The organism is Candidatus Villigracilis saccharophilus, assembly GCF_016711665.1.
Window position 1 is genome coordinate 22,375 of record NZ_JADJSO010000049.1, and the last position, 16,888, is coordinate 39,262.

The 16,888-nt window shown below is 48.9% G+C and carries 20 protein-coding genes and 1 pseudogene; 7 read left to right on the forward strand and 14 right to left on the reverse strand.

The window, feature by feature from the left end; all coding sequences use genetic code 11:
* The first annotated feature begins 131 nt into the window (after positions 1-131).
* The 4 genes and pseudogenes from IPL17_RS15005 (at position 132) to IPL17_RS15020 (ending at position 3,885) form a co-directional block, all read left to right on the forward strand.
* Positions 132-1,468, forward strand: a pseudogene (locus IPL17_RS15005) (aspartate aminotransferase family protein).
* A gap of 34 nt (positions 1,469-1,502) precedes the next feature.
* Entirely contained in the window at positions 1,503-2,498 is a 996-nt protein-coding gene (locus IPL17_RS15010) for a molybdopterin-binding protein (protein WP_345307889.1), read from the forward strand.
* A complete protein-coding gene (locus IPL17_RS15015) occupies positions 2,386-3,513 on the forward strand; it encodes a substrate-binding domain-containing protein (RefSeq protein WP_345307890.1) in 1,128 nt (375 codons plus the stop codon). Before IPL17_RS15010 ends, IPL17_RS15015 begins: the two co-directional genes overlap by 113 nt.
* The gene (locus IPL17_RS15020) at positions 3,514-3,885 is read left to right on the forward strand and encodes a response regulator (protein ID WP_345307891.1); all 372 of its coding nucleotides are present in this window, start codon (positions 3,514-3,516) and stop codon (positions 3,883-3,885) included.
* 42 nt (positions 3,886-3,927) lie between these two features.
* On the opposite strand, the gene IPL17_RS15025 is transcribed toward IPL17_RS15020, so the two are convergent.
* Together IPL17_RS15025 and IPL17_RS15030 are read right to left on the reverse strand one after the other, a co-directional pair.
* Positions 3,928-4,701, reverse strand: a complete 774-nt coding sequence (locus IPL17_RS15025; RefSeq protein ID WP_345307892.1) for a hypothetical protein — start codon at positions 4,699-4,701, stop codon at positions 3,928-3,930.
* Positions 4,698-5,681 carry a histone deacetylase family protein gene (locus tag IPL17_RS15030; RefSeq protein WP_345307893.1) on the reverse strand — a complete coding sequence of 328 codons (984 nt, stop codon included), beginning with the start codon at positions 5,679-5,681 and terminating at the stop codon, positions 4,698-4,700. Before IPL17_RS15030 ends, IPL17_RS15025 begins: the two co-directional genes overlap by 4 nt.
* Positions 5,682-5,796: 115 nt before the next feature.
* On the opposite strand from IPL17_RS15030, the gene IPL17_RS15035 reads away from it, so the two are divergent.
* On the forward strand, positions 5,797-6,354 hold the full coding sequence (locus IPL17_RS15035) for a nitroreductase (RefSeq protein ID WP_345307894.1): 558 nt from the start codon (positions 5,797-5,799) through the stop codon (positions 6,352-6,354).
* Between the two features lie 41 nt (positions 6,355-6,395).
* On the opposite strand, the gene IPL17_RS15040 is transcribed toward IPL17_RS15035, so the two are convergent.
* Entirely contained in the window at positions 6,396-7,274 is an 879-nt protein-coding gene (locus tag IPL17_RS15040; protein WP_345307895.1) for a glycerophosphodiester phosphodiesterase, read from the reverse strand.
* 111 nt (positions 7,275-7,385) lie between these two features.
* Between IPL17_RS15040 and IPL17_RS15045 the strand changes: the two genes are divergently transcribed.
* Both IPL17_RS15045 and IPL17_RS15050 read left to right on the forward strand, forming a co-directional pair.
* The gene (locus tag IPL17_RS15045; protein ID WP_345307896.1) at positions 7,386-7,589 is read left to right on the forward strand and encodes a hypothetical protein; all 204 of its coding nucleotides are present in this window, start codon (positions 7,386-7,388) and stop codon (positions 7,587-7,589) included.
* A 2-nt stretch (positions 7,590-7,591) separates the two neighbouring features.
* Positions 7,592-8,011, forward strand: a complete 420-nt coding sequence (locus IPL17_RS15050) for a cytochrome c (protein WP_345307897.1) — start codon at positions 7,592-7,594, stop codon at positions 8,009-8,011.
* Between the two features lie 59 nt (positions 8,012-8,070).
* On the opposite strand, the gene IPL17_RS15055 is transcribed toward IPL17_RS15050, so the two are convergent.
* The 11 genes from IPL17_RS15055 to IPL17_RS15105 all read right to left on the reverse strand — a co-directional run bounded on the left by IPL17_RS15055 (position 8,071) and on the right by IPL17_RS15105 (position 16,825).
* Positions 8,071-8,430: a response regulator transcription factor gene (locus IPL17_RS15055; RefSeq protein ID WP_345307898.1), complete on the reverse strand. Its 360-nt coding sequence runs from the start codon at positions 8,428-8,430 to the stop codon at positions 8,071-8,073.
* A 219-nt stretch (positions 8,431-8,649) separates the two neighbouring features.
* Positions 8,650-9,378, reverse strand: coding sequence for a cytochrome c (locus IPL17_RS15060; protein ID WP_345307899.1), 729 nt, complete (start codon positions 9,376-9,378; stop codon positions 8,650-8,652).
* Between the two features lie 184 nt (positions 9,379-9,562).
* Positions 9,563-11,143 carry an SUMF1/EgtB/PvdO family nonheme iron enzyme gene (locus IPL17_RS15065; protein WP_345307900.1) on the reverse strand — a complete coding sequence of 527 codons (1,581 nt, stop codon included), beginning with the start codon at positions 11,141-11,143 and terminating at the stop codon, positions 9,563-9,565.
* 24 nt (positions 11,144-11,167) lie between these two features.
* Positions 11,168-12,580 (reverse strand): pyridoxal-phosphate dependent enzyme, encoded by a 1,413-nt coding sequence (locus IPL17_RS15070; protein ID WP_345307901.1) that lies wholly within the window; start codon positions 12,578-12,580, stop codon positions 11,168-11,170.
* 46 nt (positions 12,581-12,626) lie between these two features.
* Complete coding sequence (locus IPL17_RS15075) at positions 12,627-13,187, reverse strand: class I SAM-dependent methyltransferase (RefSeq protein WP_345307902.1); 561 nt, start codon at positions 13,185-13,187, stop codon at positions 12,627-12,629.
* Positions 13,187-13,777, reverse strand: coding sequence for a helix-hairpin-helix domain-containing protein (locus IPL17_RS15080; RefSeq protein ID WP_345307903.1), 591 nt, complete (start codon positions 13,775-13,777; stop codon positions 13,187-13,189). The genes IPL17_RS15075 and IPL17_RS15080 overlap by 1 nt, the downstream gene beginning before the upstream one ends.
* Positions 13,778-13,787: 10 nt before the next feature.
* On the reverse strand, positions 13,788-14,231 hold the full coding sequence (locus tag IPL17_RS15085) for a GNAT family N-acetyltransferase (protein WP_345307904.1): 444 nt from the start codon (positions 14,229-14,231) through the stop codon (positions 13,788-13,790).
* On the reverse strand, positions 14,228-14,842 hold the full coding sequence (locus tag IPL17_RS15090) for a CPBP family intramembrane glutamic endopeptidase (RefSeq protein ID WP_345307905.1): 615 nt from the start codon (positions 14,840-14,842) through the stop codon (positions 14,228-14,230). Before IPL17_RS15090 ends, IPL17_RS15085 begins: the two co-directional genes overlap by 4 nt.
* 8 nt (positions 14,843-14,850) lie before the next feature.
* The gene (locus IPL17_RS15095; RefSeq protein ID WP_345307906.1) at positions 14,851-15,633 is read right to left on the reverse strand and encodes a hypothetical protein; all 783 of its coding nucleotides are present in this window, start codon (positions 15,631-15,633) and stop codon (positions 14,851-14,853) included.
* Positions 15,634-15,692: 59 nt separating this feature from the next.
* Complete coding sequence (locus IPL17_RS15100) at positions 15,693-16,307, reverse strand: hypothetical protein (RefSeq protein WP_345307907.1); 615 nt, start codon at positions 16,305-16,307, stop codon at positions 15,693-15,695.
* Complete coding sequence (locus tag IPL17_RS15105; RefSeq protein ID WP_345307908.1) at positions 16,304-16,825, reverse strand: SET domain-containing protein-lysine N-methyltransferase; 522 nt, start codon at positions 16,823-16,825, stop codon at positions 16,304-16,306. Before IPL17_RS15105 ends, IPL17_RS15100 begins: the two co-directional genes overlap by 4 nt.
* Positions 16,826-16,888 lie beyond the last annotated feature (63 nt).

Genomic DNA, 16,888 nt, shown 5'->3' on the forward strand with positions numbered 1-16,888 from the left:
TAACCACAAAGGCAACGACACTTGCACCGCACTGCGTTTGGTACAGTGCAGGTGAGCGCACAAAGGAAAAACCTGAAAAAAAACTTCATGGTACTTTGTGACCCTTTGTGGTAAAAAAATTGGAGATTACCATGACCAAACAAGATACAACAGTCTGGATCGAGAAGGATAAAAAGCAATTACATCCTGTTTACCACCCCAAGTCACATGCCAATCCGCTGGTGATCGAACGCGGCGAAGGCGTCTGGTTATATACAACGGATGGGCAAAAAATACTGGATGGCATGGCGGGGCTGTGGAACGTCAATGCCGGATATGGTCGCGAGGAACTAGCTAAAACAGCATATGACCAAATGAAGCAACTGGCATTCACATCCAACTTTTCTGGGATGACAAACCTTCCTTCAATCAAACTTGCCGATAAACTAGCAGGGTTCGCCTACGAAGACTTGAATACAACCTTCTTCACTTCAGGCGGTTCGGAGGCAAATGATTCTGCTTTCAAGACCGCCCGCTATTACTGGAAACGAAAAGGCAAACCGGGTAAATATAAAGTGATCGCACGCAAAGGTTCCTATCACGGCATTACCCTCGCTGCGACATTTGCCACCGGGCTTGAAAAATATCATGGCATGTTCGGGCCTGCGATGGATGGGTTTGTCCACATCCCAGCGCCAAATCCATATCGGTACGAAGGTCAACTAAAAGCTGGCGAGACCGTTGGTCAGGCTGCCGCGCGTGAACTGGAAGAGGCGATCCTGCGTGAAGGTCAGGATACGGTGGCGGCGTTCATCGCCGAACCGGTGATGGGCGTGGGCGGAGTGATCATTCCCCCGCGGACTACGTCCCCCTTATCCGCCAGATCTGCGACAAATACGAGATCCTTTTTATTGCCGATGAAGTGATCACAGGCTTTGGGCGCACCGGCGAATGGTTTGCATTGACGCATTGGAACGTCAAACCCGATATCCTTTCTTTTGCAAAAGCCATCACGAGTGGATACGCGCAACTAGGTGGAATTCAAATCTCTGATGAGATCCGCGAGACGATGGAAACCGCGGCAGATTCTGAAGCATACATGCACGGCTACACTTATTCTGGTCATGCCATGGCATGCGCCGTTGGATTGAAGAATCTCGAGATCATGGAGCATGAAGAATTCCCGAAACGCGCGCGCGAACTGGGCAAACGCCTGCTTGATGGGCTGAAAACGATGACAGAATTCTCATTTGTCGGCGATGTGCGCGGAATTGGCCTAGTCTGCGGCGTGGAAATTGTTTCCAACAAGGAAACCAAAATAGCCGACCCTACCATGGCCATGAAGATATTCAAAGCTGCACAGGAACATGGATTGCGTTCCCGTCCGCTTGGGAATACATTAGCTTTCTCTCCCCCGCTTTCCATCACGGAGGATGAAGTGGATGAGATCATCAAACGCCTCGGTGCCGCAATGGACGGGGTTGCATAGCCCCTTCAAATATGTAACCGCCTTTTAGGAATTTATGTCTGTCTACCTACACGATATTCCACTTTCACAAGCTCAATCCCGTTTGCGTGAAGCCTTGCAAGAGGCTGATCTTTGGCATGTACTTGGCGTTGAATCTATCCCGCTCGATGAAAATGCCCTGGGTCGAATTACTGCCGAACCGATCTGGGCGGAGATTTCCTCGCCGCACTATCACGCCTCCGCGATGGACGGATTCGCGTTGCGTGCAATCTCGACAAATGGCGCGATGCCGTCCACGCCCATCAGTTTATTCATTGGTTCCGAAGCGCAGTATGTTGATACAGGCGACCCGCTCCCAGAGTGGGCGAACGCGGTCATCCCGATCGAGAATGTGGAATCACTCGACGAGAACGGTCAGATCACGAAAGACATTCGCGGTCCCAAAACCATTCGTATTCGGGCAGCGGTCGCGCCCTGGAGCCATGTGCGCCCGTTGGGAGAAGATATTGTAGCGACTCAACTTGTTCTCCCCGCAGGACATTCCCTGCGCCCGGCGGATCTGGGTGCGATTGCCGCCTCTGGACATCAAACCATACGCGTCGCGCGTAAGCCTAAAGTTGCGATCCTGCCAACTGGCACGGAGCTGGTCCCGATCGGGTCCAAACTAAAATCTGGCGACATCCTCGAATACAACTCCCTCGTGATCGCCGCACAGATCAAGAACATGGGCGGCGAACCAACCCGATACCCGATCACAAAAGATAATTTTGATTCGATCTGTGATGCGGTTTTGGAAGCCGCGCAAACGCATGACCTTGTTCTCTTGAACGCCGGCTCCTCCGCAGGCGCAGAAGATTTCTCGTCAAAGGTGGTTGAAAAACTTGGCACTCTTTTGGTTCATGGAGTGGCTGTCAGGCCAGGCCACCCTGTGATTCTGGGTGTCATTGGAAAGCGCAGAGGAAATTGCTTCGGGGAAGATCGCCCCTCGCAACGAAATAATTCCCATCATCGGAGTGCCTGGTTACCCAGTTTCCGCCGCGCTGACCATTGATATCTTCGTCGAAGCGATCATTGCCAAATGGCTTGGGCGCCCGCCGATGGAGCTCCCCACCGAGACGGCAATGCTGACAAGAAAGATCGTTTCACCCGCAGGAGATGATGATTTTGTGCGCGTGGCCGTTGGCAAGATGGGGGATAAACTTCTCGCAGCGCCATTGTCCCGCGGAGCAGGAGTCATTACTTCGCTGGTGCAGGCGGATGGACTCGCGTTGATCCCAAGCGGTGTGCAGGGATTGGAAGCGGGCGAACTGGTAAAAGTCCGCATGTATCGAACCCGGACAGAGATCGAAAAAACGATCTTCTGCATCGGTTCGCATGATATGACCCTCGACCTGCTTGCGCAATTCCTCGCGGGACACAACCGCAGACTGGCATCTGCCAATGTCGGCTCTCAGGGCGGCCTGGTTGCGTTGCGCCGCGGAGAAGCGCATATGGCAGGCTCGCATTTGCTTGACCCGAGTGATGGTTCCTATAACATTTCATACATCCGCCAATATATGCCGAACATGAATGTGAAGGTGGTCGCGTTGGTGGGACGCGATCAGGGGTTGATCGTTAAGAAGGGAAACCCAAAGGGCATAAAAAATCTGGAAGACCTCCTCAGCAACGGGCAGAGTCCGAAGCGGGAGATCCAGTTCGTGAACCGCCAGCGCGGAGCAGGCACGCGCGTCCTACTTGATTATCATCTGAACTTAAGAGGCATAAATCCTGATTCCATCCTCGGCTATAATCTGGAGGAATATACACATCTGGGTGTTGCCACAGCGATCGCATCAGGGCGCGCCGATTGTGGACTTGGAATCGCCGCCGCCGCACAGGCCCTTGAACTAGATTTCATTCCGTTGTTTCAAGAGCGCTACGACTTGGTCATACCAAAACAACACGCGCGTAGCGAATTATTATCGCCTCTCTATGAACTCTTAACTGATCCAGGTTTTCGCGGAGCTGTTTCTCAACTGATGGGGTATGATGTGTCTGTCATGGGTAGGATTATTTTGGAGGATTAAATGTCTGAAGGATTGATCATTGACGACAACCGTCAAACAGCAGACGCACTGCAACAAATGCTAAATCTGCTGGACCTGCCAACGCAGGTTGCCTATGGGTCAAGCGCAGCACTAAATGCATTGGGAAAAATCATTCCACGTTTTGTTTGCCTTGATATAAATATGCCCGGCGTGGACGGGACTGAAGTACTTGCCTATATTCGCCGTGAACCGCGCTTGATGAAAGTACCGGTCATCGTAATCACAGCCGATGATCAACCTGAGACCCGCCAGCAAGTCCTAAAAGGCGGTGCACAGGCAATGTTGATCAAACCGGCAACCATTGACGCGCTCGAAAGCGCATTGAAAAAATCTGGAATAATCAGAAGATAAAGACAGCGGATGCAATTTGCATCCGCTGTCTTTATCTATCAATTAAGGCGCAGGCCAGGGAATATCAAACGGTTGTGAATATCCGTGTTTTTCCACTGTGTATAGCTGACCATACGAAGGTGCAGAACAGCCAGATTCATCCTTAACGGTGTAGCTTGTACTGTATTGATCGGGGTAAGAGAAGGTCCACCACAACAGGAATCCATTTTGACAGACAAATGCTTCAACAAAATAGCCGCGATCCTTATCCACAGACATAACCATTTGTTCCCAATTAATAGTGACCTGATCGCCGTTGCGAACAGCAGTAACGTTATGCGGCGGTCCGTATTGATTACTGCCTATGGTTTGCAGGTTGGGAACAGTTTTGATAATGTTGCTAATATCCCCCACCAGATCCACAACTGACGGAGCAACCCAGCATTGATATTCGAGTTTGTCAAATTTGATGCGCAGCCAGTTACTGTAGACCGCCCTTTCGCGGACTGTGCCAGCATCTCCGACAGCCAGGTCAGCAGCGTGAAGATACGCAACAGCAGGACCGTAGCGGCAATGCGCCTGTTTATTGACAGTCACAGACGGAAAGGCAAATGTCGGCGCAGCGGTGATAGTTGGAGTGAATGTGACCGTCGGTGTTAATGTAAAAGTGGGTGATGGTATTTGTGTGGATGTTGGCGGTGCCACAGGGGTCTTTGTCCATGCGGCGGATGTGGGAGTGATGGAAGTAGACGTTAAAATCGCTTGCTCTGCAGGCGTCAATCCACAAGCACTGAGAAGGAATAGAATGACCAGTAAACCGATTACCTTTTTTTTCATTTGAAGTTATCCAGCAAGGCGGCTAAATTTTCACCCAAAGCAGCATTGGCGTAGCCGCCTTCCATCACAATCGCAGACGGAAGTTGAAGACTGGAGATCCGCTTACCAATTTCAGCAAACCCGCCGCGAGTCACCTTGAATTTCCCAAGCGGATCATTTTCGAAGGTGTCCATCCCAGTGGACAAGACTAGATAATTCGGTTCATAATTTTGTATCATGTCAAGCGATTCGTCCAATGCGGCCAAGTATGTGGCATCATCAGTACCAGCAGGAAGCGGAAAATTTCGATGATAGCCAAGGCCCTCACCCGCACCTGATTCGTCCGCGTAACCGATGTAGTGTGGATATTCATAATCAGGATCGCCGTGAATGGAAATGGTCAAGACATCCTTGCGTTCGTAAAATATATCCTGTGTTCCATTGCCGGCATGATAGTCAATGTCAAGCAAGGCAACCTTCCCTTTAGATGAAAGCCAGTTTGCGGCAACGGAGGCATTGTTGATGAAGCAATATCCGCCGGCGTAGTCTTTGCCCGCGTGGTGTCCGGGTGGACGGCATAATGCGAATGATGAATTTGGGGGAATGGATGATGAAGCTGAGCGGGAAACAAATTCAACAGCCCCAAGAGCACAATTGGCTGAAGTCAATGCGGCAGTATAGGTATGTTCAACAATGCAGGCAGATAAGTCCATCATGTAGTAACCTGCTTTACCAAGCAAAGTTCTTGGAACACGCGTCAGCCTGCGCAAAGCAAATGTTGCAGGCAGGAATGCATTCTGCCCGGGCGAAGCCGCAACTTCGGGGTCAGAATCCAACCACTCGGTCCAGCAGGATGCGAGGAAATTGATGTAATCTTTATCATGCACCTCGAAAATCGGGGCGAGTCCAAAATCATCAGGCTCCACAAATTCAGCCCAATCCGTTTTATTCAAGGCGGTTAATATCCTATCCATTCGGTCCGGGTTTTCGAGATAAGGCACGCGCTTCCCCCGTCAAAAACCTCAAATGGCGGATCATGTTTTCGATGTGTCTCGGAGTAAAATATTTTCATGGTAAGACAATTTTACCCGCAAGCGTCCAAGTGGCGGAGGAACCATGGAACTATTTGAAACGATTAAGACAAGATATTCAGCGAAAAATCTCAAGACAGATGCCGTGCCGCGGGACATGCTCGAAAAAATATTAGACGCCGGCAATCATGCGCCGAATCATTACAGGGTCAGACCGTGGCGTTTTTTTGTTTTGAGCGGGGGTGCGCGCAACAAACTTGGGGATGTGATGGCCGCTTCACAACTTGACCGTATGCCTGATGCGCCGAAAGAAGCATTAGACAATATCCGCGCATTGCCGCTCCGCGCCCCAGTCATTATCACCGTTGGCGTGGACAAACCAGTGGAAAAGAAAGTGATCGGGGAGGAAAATATTGCCGCAGTTTCCGCCGCCTGCCAAAATATTTTATTGGCCGCACACGCTCTGGGACTCGGCGCGATCTGGCGAACTGGCGAATGGGCGCGCGATGCAAAGGTGAAGGAATTCTTTGGCCTGGCAGAAGATCAAACGATTTCCGGGTTCATATATATAGGATACCCAGAGATCGTCACAGAATCGGCAGCAAGACCTTCTTTTGAAGACCGCACGACCTGGATGGAGTAACAAAAAATGGACTGGCCAAAACCAGTCCATTTTTTGTTTTGCTATCTTCCCACCAACTCCATCAATATATCTGGCCTATCAGTCATGATACCGTCCACACCCCAGCTGATCAATTTTTGCATGGTTTCCTTGTCATTGATCGTCCACACCTCAACCGCAAGTCCGCGTGTATGGGCTGCCCTGACAAACGCTTCTGTCATAACAGTAATTCCACCAGATTCTTCGGGGACTTGAAGGGAGAGAAATTTGGGTGAATAAAATCCTGAAAGAAAAGCCTTGCTCAACAGAACAAATAACGTGGTTTCCTGTTTTGCGCTTGAAGTAGCCACTTCGGGACATTCCGTGCGAAACTCCTTTATCTTGTCATCATAGAACGACGCGACCAGAACTTTATCCTGCATTTCGTATTTTCGGATAAGCTCACAGAATGGTCTAACCATCGAGGCGTTGGATTTTTTGATCTCAATGGTCATGTGCTTTTCAGGGAAAGCCTGGAAAACTTCCTCCAAAGTGGTCACGGTGATACCCTGCCCACGGAATGGGAAGGTCTTGCCTTCATCCAGCGACCAGTCATAGCCTGCGTCAAGCTGCTTAAGTTCTGCAAGCGTCATGGATTCGATCTCGCCTGCGCCGTCTGTGGTGCGGTCCACTTTCTCATCGTGCATGAGCACGAGTACGCCATCCCGGGAAATATGGATATCCATCTCAAGTACATCCACGCCTAACGCCGCAGCATTTTGATATGCAAAAAGCGTGTCACCAGGCCAGACCTCATCTCCGCCCTGATGAGCGATAACAAGCGGATAATTCATATCATCCGAGTAATAAGCTCTTTCAGGTGCGGGGTTTGATGTGAGGCGTAAGAAAACAACAATTGCAAATAGAAATATAAGTATCTTGTGCCAGGCTTTAAGTGTCATATATTTTCTCCTCAATAGGCTGGGATGAATTTTACCGCAATCATTTTTTCATTTGACACGTGTTATCTTTTCACGTATAAGTGGCGTATCCATATCATATCGGAGGAAAACATGCTGGCATTAAGTTTGTTGTCTGAAGGCGGGGCAGGTCCTGATACAAGTTTGTCGTTATTGCTGTACATCGGCATCGCGTTCTTTTTTCTGATCATCACCGTCGGGTGGCTGAGCAGCAACACAAAACAGGATCAAGCCGAGGTTACGCAGGAATCGAAAGAAATTTCCCAAGCGGGCAAAGGTAGACCCAAGTCCAAATAACCATGAAAAAGAATTATTTGTTGTTTGTAATCTTGGTCTTGAGCGGGGCAATACTATGGGGATGCGCCACCACCAGTTCGAACGCGAATGCGGATGTAATCGGCACGCTGACACCTGTCCCATCTGACTTTGCAGGTCAGACCAATCCATTTGGCGAGGAAGCCGCAGTCGCAGGCGCGGCAGTATTCAAAAATAATTGTGAATCCTGTCATGGGAGACAAGGCCATGGCGATGGTCCCGCGGGCACCGCGCTTGTTCCTGCTCCGAAAAACCTGGCTCTGCTCCAGACAATGGCCGGTGACGATTATTTGTTCTGGCGGATATCCTTCGGCAAAGATGGCACTGCCATGATCGCCTGGAAGGATGTTTTGACCGAAGAACAGATCTGGCAGATCATCGCGTTCATTCGAACGCTCGAATAGTAATAATTTCTCAGTAATGAAAAGCGGCGTTCTCCAATTAGAGAACGCCGCTTTTTTTCCTAAATCAATGTTTTTATTCTTTTTGACAACTCGGTAATGTGAAAGGGTTTTTGCAGATAATCATTGGCGCCAGCGCCAAAGGCAACCACCTTACTGTCGGTGTCGCCCAAAGCGGTGATGATGATGATCGGGGTATGTAAAAATTTTTGGGTGGCGCGAAGCATCCGACATAGCTTGAAACCATCAGGTTGAGGCATCATGAGATCCAGTAAAAAAAGATCAGGGACAAAAGAATTCGCCACTTCAATAGCCTTCGAACTGTCATTCAATCCAGCCGCCTCGTAGCCTTCCTCTACAAGAAATTTTTCAAACAGATTTGTGATCTGCTCATCATCATCTACGATCAAGATTTTTTTCATTTTTTTCCTGAAGTTGGTTTTTATTAATTGTAAAACTGATACAAATCAAGTTTACCGCAAAATAAAACCAACTCCACCCTAATTTTCTTAAAGAAAACAATTTTCGTCGCTCGAGAAAAGAAGTGCCGCTCCTGTCAGTTAAAGAAGAACTGACAGGAGCGGCATAAACGATTCACCGCAATGCCCTAATTGAACCTGTGATGGATTCTGGGCTGAAAATTATGGCATGAACCCGCCCGATGAAAGGATCGCATGAACAATCTTGAACTCATCCACCTGAGCCTGCGTCACCACCCCAGAGTCAACCAAAGCCATAAGAGCCGACGCCTCTCGTTCGTCCATCGTTCCTTGTGACACGTTCGACTTGATATAGCCTTCCAATTCAACGTGCACAACCCGAAAAGTATCCGCCTGCGCTTCTGTGATCGCGCTTTTTTTCAATGCTTCGTTCAGCATCTCGTCCTGCTGCGCGGCCTGCATTTGATCGATAAGAGCAGTATTGCCCTTTCCCAATTCCCGAACATAAGCGATCACATCCCAGATCTGCTCGTCAGTTAAAACATCCTTCCAGGCGGGCATGGCTGTTTGAAATTCAACTCCACCCTCGCTAATACGGTAAAAGACAAGCGCATCCGACAGCATTTGGGAAGTATGCCCAATCGGGGACGGAAGCGGATTCAAAGCTGCGCCCGCCACACCGTCGCCCGCCGCGGTTTCACCGTGACAGGCAAGACAGTTTATTTTGTAGATCTCCGCGCCGCGCAGAAGAGCATCATCAGTTACATCGGGAGAGGTCAGTCCCGCGTATTGCTCTGGAACCTGTGCATGATGACGTGCCATCATGCCAGAATCCCCGCCACCCATCATAGCCGGTGGCTGTGCTTGTGATCTACCCGCCCCACAGCCTGTTACCAGAAACATCGTAAAAAGAATCAAATATTTTTTCATGACACCCTCGCCCAGTTATTTTTATTGCAAAGCAGTCCAGAAAGTTTATCATGCAAATTCCACGGGAATTTAAAGATTCTGTAAAGGCTTTTGCAGCCCCCCCAAGCATATAGTTATCAAATCCCTGAAGATCTTTCGAATATCTTCAGGGATTTGATGAGCACTATTTTTTATAAATTTTACGCTACTGGGATGCACCTTGCGCGCAGCGAAAACCGATCAATGCGCTAAAAAACCTTACTCCATTTTGTTCGCGATCTGCAGAACGGACACTGCCATCAAGGTTATACCATGACGAACCGCCGCGCAGTACCCGAAGCTGTCCAAAGTTGGGGTCCAGCGGACTATCCGGTCCGAGGGGATTCGAGGCGGGCGAATCCTTATAATATGATTCACCATACCAATCAGCCACCCATTCCCAAACATTGCCAGCCATATCAAGCGCGCCATATACACTGGCACCATCCGGATATCTGCCCACCTCTGTCGTATCTGGAAAATCCACGTTCAGGAGACTGGCATTGGGCTCATCGTTTCCCCACGGGTATACGTTTCCTTCAGTTCCGCGAGCGGCCTTTTCCCACTCCGCTTCCGTTGGTAGCCTGCGTCCCGCCCATGAGCAATAGCTGTTTGCATCGCTCCACGAAACAAAAATAACGGGAAAATTTCCAAAATCGGGATGGTAAAAATATAATTCGCGCGTATTCGATGTGACAGACACAGGCGGCCGGCACTTTTTCGCGTCCACACATTTTTCATACATGGCATTCGTCACTTCAGTCTGATCGATCCAATAAGCATCCAAAGCCACCTGATGGACAGGTTGCTCGTCGGGTGTCACGTCAGCTCCCATCGTAAATTCACCTTCAGGGACATAGACCAAGATCGCGCCGTCATTGCCTGTCAACGTGGAACTTACTCCAAGTGTTGGTGTAACAAGCGGGGTTTCAGTTGGGGCATTTGTTGCTGTTGATTGAGGCAATGCTGTGGCTATGGCAGCAATAGGTGCGCTTGTTGAAGTTGACATAACGTTGGCCGGCGCCTCACTTGTCACAGATGCAGGAACTGCTGTGGCGGGTTTGTTCTTCATCAGAAAATTCAAACCAAATCCCAATATAATCAAAACGACCAGAACACCGCCGCCAAATCTCAACAAACGCAGGTTATTCTTCCTTCGGCTTGAGACCGAAAAAGAATCTGGGGAATATTTCAAGGACCGCACAACCGGCTTCTCCACCCTTGTCTGGTTCTCTTTCCTGTTTATATCCTGAGGAACAATAAATGGCACATCCTGCCGGGAGGCTTCATTTTCCTTTTCAGGTTCAGGTCGAATATCTGATTTCTTTTCAACTGTCTTAAGGTCCGGCTCAAAGGATGTAACTGCAGATCCGATCAGCGGTTCTTCAATCTCAGATCCATCCTCAATTTTCCGTCCTCCCTCAAAAGTGGCCGGCCCAACAATCTCTGATGCAGAAATTGATTTATCTTCCAATTTCTTCGATTTGGGAGTTACAGGTTTAGAATTATTTGTTTTCGGTTTTATTGGTTTCGACTCTTTAGGCTTGACGGTCTTCGGCGTAGATGGTTTCTTTGGAGCAGCCTTCTCTTTTTTTTCGCCTTTTACTTTTTCCCTGGAAGAAATTTTTTTATCGTCTGCATCAGCTCGAAGGGCAATGATACGATCGTTTATTTCAATTATTAATTGGAATAAACGATTTCCAACGGTTTGTTCCATGGTTTCCATACCCCGGATAGAGAAGTTCATACGCGCCTCCAAAATTAACGTAACTTATATTTTACCAGCAACGTAATCCAGCACATCTATCTTGGTCAATATGCCGATCGGTCGGCCGTGTTCGACTACGATCAAGGCATATCCTGACGTCAATGACGGCATGGCATCTTCGAGCGGAGTCTCAGGCGGGAATACCGCTCCCGCGTTCTGAACAAGCGCATCTATTTTTTCATCATTGCTGTGGTCATGCTCTTCGAGCATGTGATTAAGCAAGTCCACTTCTTCGATGAGACCCGCCAGCGATCCATCCGCGCCGAGGACCGGCATCTGCGACACTGCATTCTGGTGCATCACTGAGACCACTTTGCGGATCGAATCGCCAAGCGCGGCAGTTTGAAGCATCTTGTTTGGCTTGGCAAGCAACAGGTCAGCCAGAGCCGTTTCGCCGAACTCCATCGAGAGGAATCCGAACTCGCGCATCCATTTATCATCATAGAATTTCGAGAGATAGCGCGAACCCGAATCAGGCAGGATCACCACGGGGATTCGGCCGGCAGGTAGTTTACGGCAATACTTGATCGCGCCGGCGATCGCGGAACCAGATGATCCACCTGCGAAAATTCCCTCCTGACGCACCAACTGACGCGCCCACAAAAATGACTCGCGGTCGCCCGCCCGTTCGATCGCATCCACCACGGTGATATCCATCGCGGATGGTAAAAAGTCCTCGCCAATGCCTTCCACTTTATAGGTCTTGGGATACGCGCCTGCAGGAATTTTGCCTTTATTCTGCCAGATCTCGGTCAGGATCGAACCTTCGATATCCACGCCGACAATTTGGATGTTTGGATTCTTCGACTTGAGATAACGCCCAACCCCGCTGATCGTTCCGCCCGTGCCAATGCCGATGATGACATCAGTCAATTTTCCATCAGTCTGTTCCCAAAGTTCGGGGCCGGTGCTGATCTCATGCGTTTTTGGATTATCAGGGTTGTGGTATTGATTCGCCAAGATGGCATTGGGGGTTTCACGGGCGAATTTTTTGGCTACTTCATAATAGGAGCGCGGATCCTCAGGTCCCACCGCAGTTGGTGTAATTACAACTTTCGCTCCATAAGCGCGCAACAATAAAATCTTTTCATTGCTCATCTTATCGGGCATAACGAAGATCGTCTTGTAACCCTTCAACGCCGCCGCGATGGCGAGACCGACACCCGTATTGCCTGATGTAGCTTCTACGATCGTGCCACCGGGTTTAATTTCCCCGCGTTTTTCAGCTTGCTCAATAATATAGGCGCCAACACGGTCTTTGACCGATCCGCCGGGATTCATGAATTCCAGTTTTGCATACAATGGAACGGGCAGATCACGCCCGATACGTTCCAACTTCACGAGCGGAGTATTCCCCATCGCGCCAAGCACATTATTAAAAACTCGTTTTTCTCTAGATTCCAATAAATCTGTCACTGTTTCTCTCCTTTGGTTGGGAGGTATTTTACCGCAGGAGATGTAATTATTTTTTCCGAACAACTACCCAGGCAGTTCCGTCTTGCGCGCGTATATGCTTTTCCCCGCTCGTAAAGCTCGAGAACAATTTCATGATCTCATGCGGCGCAAGGAAGTGACTGCGCATCAGGAGTAATTTTTCGGCAAGTGCGATCAATTTTACGCCAAAAGACCGTATATCCGGTTCCTCGATCACGAGCAGACCGCCGGGCTTAAGCACGCGAAACATTTCGCTGGCACTTTCTGCATGGTTGACGACATGGTGCAATGCATCCACCATGATAACGCGTTCGAAAGAATTATCCGCGAAGGGTAATGATTCAGAACCACCGCAGACAGGCTTGAGCGTGGAACGAGGCGCCTGCATTAACATTCCAAATGAAACATCGGCAACGATCGCTTCATCCACCAGCGCACGTATGGCAGATGAAACCCTGCCCGTGCCGCCGCCAACATCAAGTAAACGTCCCTTCACAGGAAGGGACGCGATTTCACGCATGATATCCGTTTTCGAATAGGTCACACGCGCGTACAAATGAGCGATGGCGCCGAAGTGATCAAAAGACATTAGTTTACAGTGATCAGATCTTTTATATCTTCAAATGTGGAAGGTCCGATACCGGATACATTCATGATATCTTCAATGGTCGCAAATGGACCGTTCGCGTCAGGAGCACGATACTCCAGTATTTTCTGCGCGGTGGTGGGACCAATGCCCGGAAGCGAATCAAGCTCTTCCAGCGTGGCTGTATTGATATCAATAAGTTCTATATCTGGATTTGCCAACGGTGTAGCAGTAGCCGAGGAAGGCAGGTCAAGCGCAAATGGGTCAACAACAGGCTCGCTGCCAGCCTTATAAGGAATATTCAACTGTTGACCATCTTCCAATAACGCCGCCAGATTGAGAGCATCCACATTCGCTTCAGCAAGCAAGCCGCCCGCCGCATCGATCGCGTCCTGCACGCGTACGCCTTCAGGGAATTCATATAATCCCGGGCGCGGCACAGCGCCGATCACATGGATCGCTATCGGAGCATCCGTGGGCGCAGGCTGAAGCGTGATCGGACTGCCCGAAGGCGCGCGCGAAACAAATACCAGCACACCCGCCAGCACAAAACCCGCCATAACACCAAGTAAGATATAGAGTGCGTTTTTCATATATATGATTCTACTCCATTTTCATAACGAGCAACTCTTCCCCGCTGTGACGTATGACGTCCGCAATGCGGAAAACATTAGAAATACGCTGAAAGTAACGCGGCATGGCTTCATAAGGGATCGCCTTGAAGCCGAATTTAATATAAAGACCTTCCATTGTTGAAACGCACATTAGATACACCGGTCGAGGGATGGTGGAAAGCAATTGATCCATCACCGCCCGCGCAATGCCGTTGCCTTGATATGCAGGATCAACAGCAATGGATGCAAGTTCGCGAATGTCTGCCCCATGCGGCTTGATCTGCCCGCAGCCGATCACCCGCCTGTCATCATTGACCGCGACAATGAAACGCTTCCAATCCAGTCCTGTGGGGTTGATCCCGACCAAGTTAATTAATTTCTTTATTTGAGCCGCTTCCGTTTCCAGGGCGGGACGAAGTATGTAATTTATCATATGACACCGGCGGCAACAATAATTATGAATGTGGCAATAAACCAGTGTATCAGTAACGGCCAGACAAATGACTTTGTCCGCCACGCCACCCAACCGAAAGCAAAACCGCCAAAGATGGTTGACAGGGTTTCGATCTCTGGTTTCCCGATATGCGCTAATGCAAATGGGACAGCCTGCAACCACAAAGCGTCGTGCCCAAATTTACGCGCATATGCAAAAAGAATCCAGCCGCGAAAAAAGAATTCCCAGCCGACCAGATCGAGAAAAGTCGTCCAAGGCAGACCGCGTAAATACGGCTCGTAGTATTTCTGCATGGAGACATCTCCGCTGCCCAGATAATAAATGACAGGGGCCATAAAGAGAATGCCTATTACAGTGTAGAGTATGCCCAATTTCCAATCACCAAGTGAAAAACCATATTCGTCTGGTTTTTCACGAAATAATAAGACTACGATCAAAAGTGGAACGATCAAATATAAGAATACGCGATCCCAATATTTAAAAGCGGTGAGCTTGTGATAATGATCCACCATTAACAACAGCGTACTGATAATCGTAACTGCGACGATCTTCCAATCAAAATTCAGTCTTTCGCCAAGCAAGTATTTCATCAATTCTCTCAATATGAAAAATGGGAGTTATTTCCATTCGGTCCAAATAATTGGGCAATTTTATCCGCATCGCGGGATAACTCAAATCCCCAATTTAGAAAAAGAAATATCGCGCCGACAACCGCCAAAGCGACGAACACCCTGCCAGTCAAAGAGCCATTCCAGCAGGCAGATATCCCTCCAAAACCGCCCGTCCACAATAGTGCGGCAAGAATCGAAAAATAAGGGATCAACGCCAGATGAAATCTATCTTCGGACAGGATGAAAACATGGGGCAGAAGATATGCGAAAAACAATAAACCAAGAAGTTTGGTTTGTGGATTCCATTTTAGCAGCGAAAAACCAAACAATGCAGAGATCGAAATGATCACAAACGGCAAGAGCAGGGCGAAGGCGACCACAAACAATATGCGGGCTGGAATATACCCAAGCAAATCATTTGAATAAAAATACATTAAAACACGCTTCTCCAAGCCAAAGAAAAAGCCCAGACGATTAATTGCAAGTGGAACGATCCGCGCGGGCTGCGCTTTGATAAATCCGAACGCTTTTTGTGTCCCGACTTCATCGCGTTCGGCATCGTCCATGATCGCGAGCAGATCCAGTGACGGGCCGAAAATGAACGACCCGTTCCCCTGCGGGTAATATCCAAGATACAGGTTGTATCCCATCGAGGTTTCAATGCCTGTCAATCTCTTATGTAATAACGAATTACGAATCACCCAGGGAGAGAGAATCAAAATAAAAGCAATCCCGGCCAGAATGGCTTTTTTTCGGTGTAGATAAATCATATATAAAACAGCCAGACCCGCAAACGGCAGAATCACGGAGCGGGTTAAGGCAGTTAATGCTAAAAAAACAGCGGAAAGAAAAAAATTAAATTTCGTCGGCTGTTCGATGGATTTAAGAAGAAAAAGGTAGGAAACAAGAAGCAAAACAAAGAAAGGATTTTCTGTGCCAAGTCCCAATGGATAAACAAGAAGCATGGGATAACAGGCAACCACCCACGCGGATGTTTTTGCCGACCTTTCCAGTTTTGTTTCATCAAAAAAGAGGATGCAGCAAGGCGTTTTGAAACAAGATATGTCAAAGGCGCAAGCGGCGCACCAAGAAAAATGATCTGCGCCAAACGAGCAGCAAAAAATCGAGAGGCACCCGCCCCGCTAAAATAATATACGATTGCAAGAAAAGCAGGGTAAAGCGGCGCGCGGAAGGAAGTGTATAGCCCGTATTTTGGATCGTAGCCTTTCGCCGTGGCAAGATCAAAATCAACATATGGCTCAAGCTGTTTCAAATCCGCCTGTGCGTACCAGCGGAATCCCCGGCCGGAAGCAAGGCTGCGCGCCAGCATATCGTACTGGAACATATCATCGAGGCCGATGCCAAGCGAACGTGTTAGTAAAACCGGAATTAACCTAAGTACAAGCGCAATTAGGAAGATGCGAACAGGGAAAGACAATTTCATTTGTCTTGGATTTCACGCAAATTCATGATGCGCCGCGCAAGATACGGCGAGAAATATCCCGCATATTTTTTCCACAAGTCAGGAAGTTTCCAATCGTTGCCCGTGACCGTTCCGCGGCAACTGGAGGAACCGCAATAACACACGAACTCATCATAAGGACCGCCATCAGACATGGCGTAGTCGAACATCATTTCCTCGCCTGCATTAATATCCCGCAAGGCAACCAGACCAATCTGCCCAAAGAATCCGAGATTGGGCTCGCAGGAATGATTGAAGCAGTCGTTTGGTTCCTTCTCCTCGGCGGTCAGCAGGTACAGATCTTCATCCACTTGAATCACACGCTGGGTGAAGCGCGGCATGGAGGGATCGAGGTCATTTTTTTGAACGATACATCCGCCCCAAAGAGAGATAAGTTCGCCTTTTGAGATGGCAGCATCTGCAAAGACTCCGCATCCGCCTTCGGGGTGCACGCGCGCTTCACATTTGGGATTAAGATAAGAGTAGGAGAAATTGATCATGGCGGGATTATACAAGAGAAATAAACACCAGCGGCAAGTTTATACATGCCGCTGGTGTTTGTC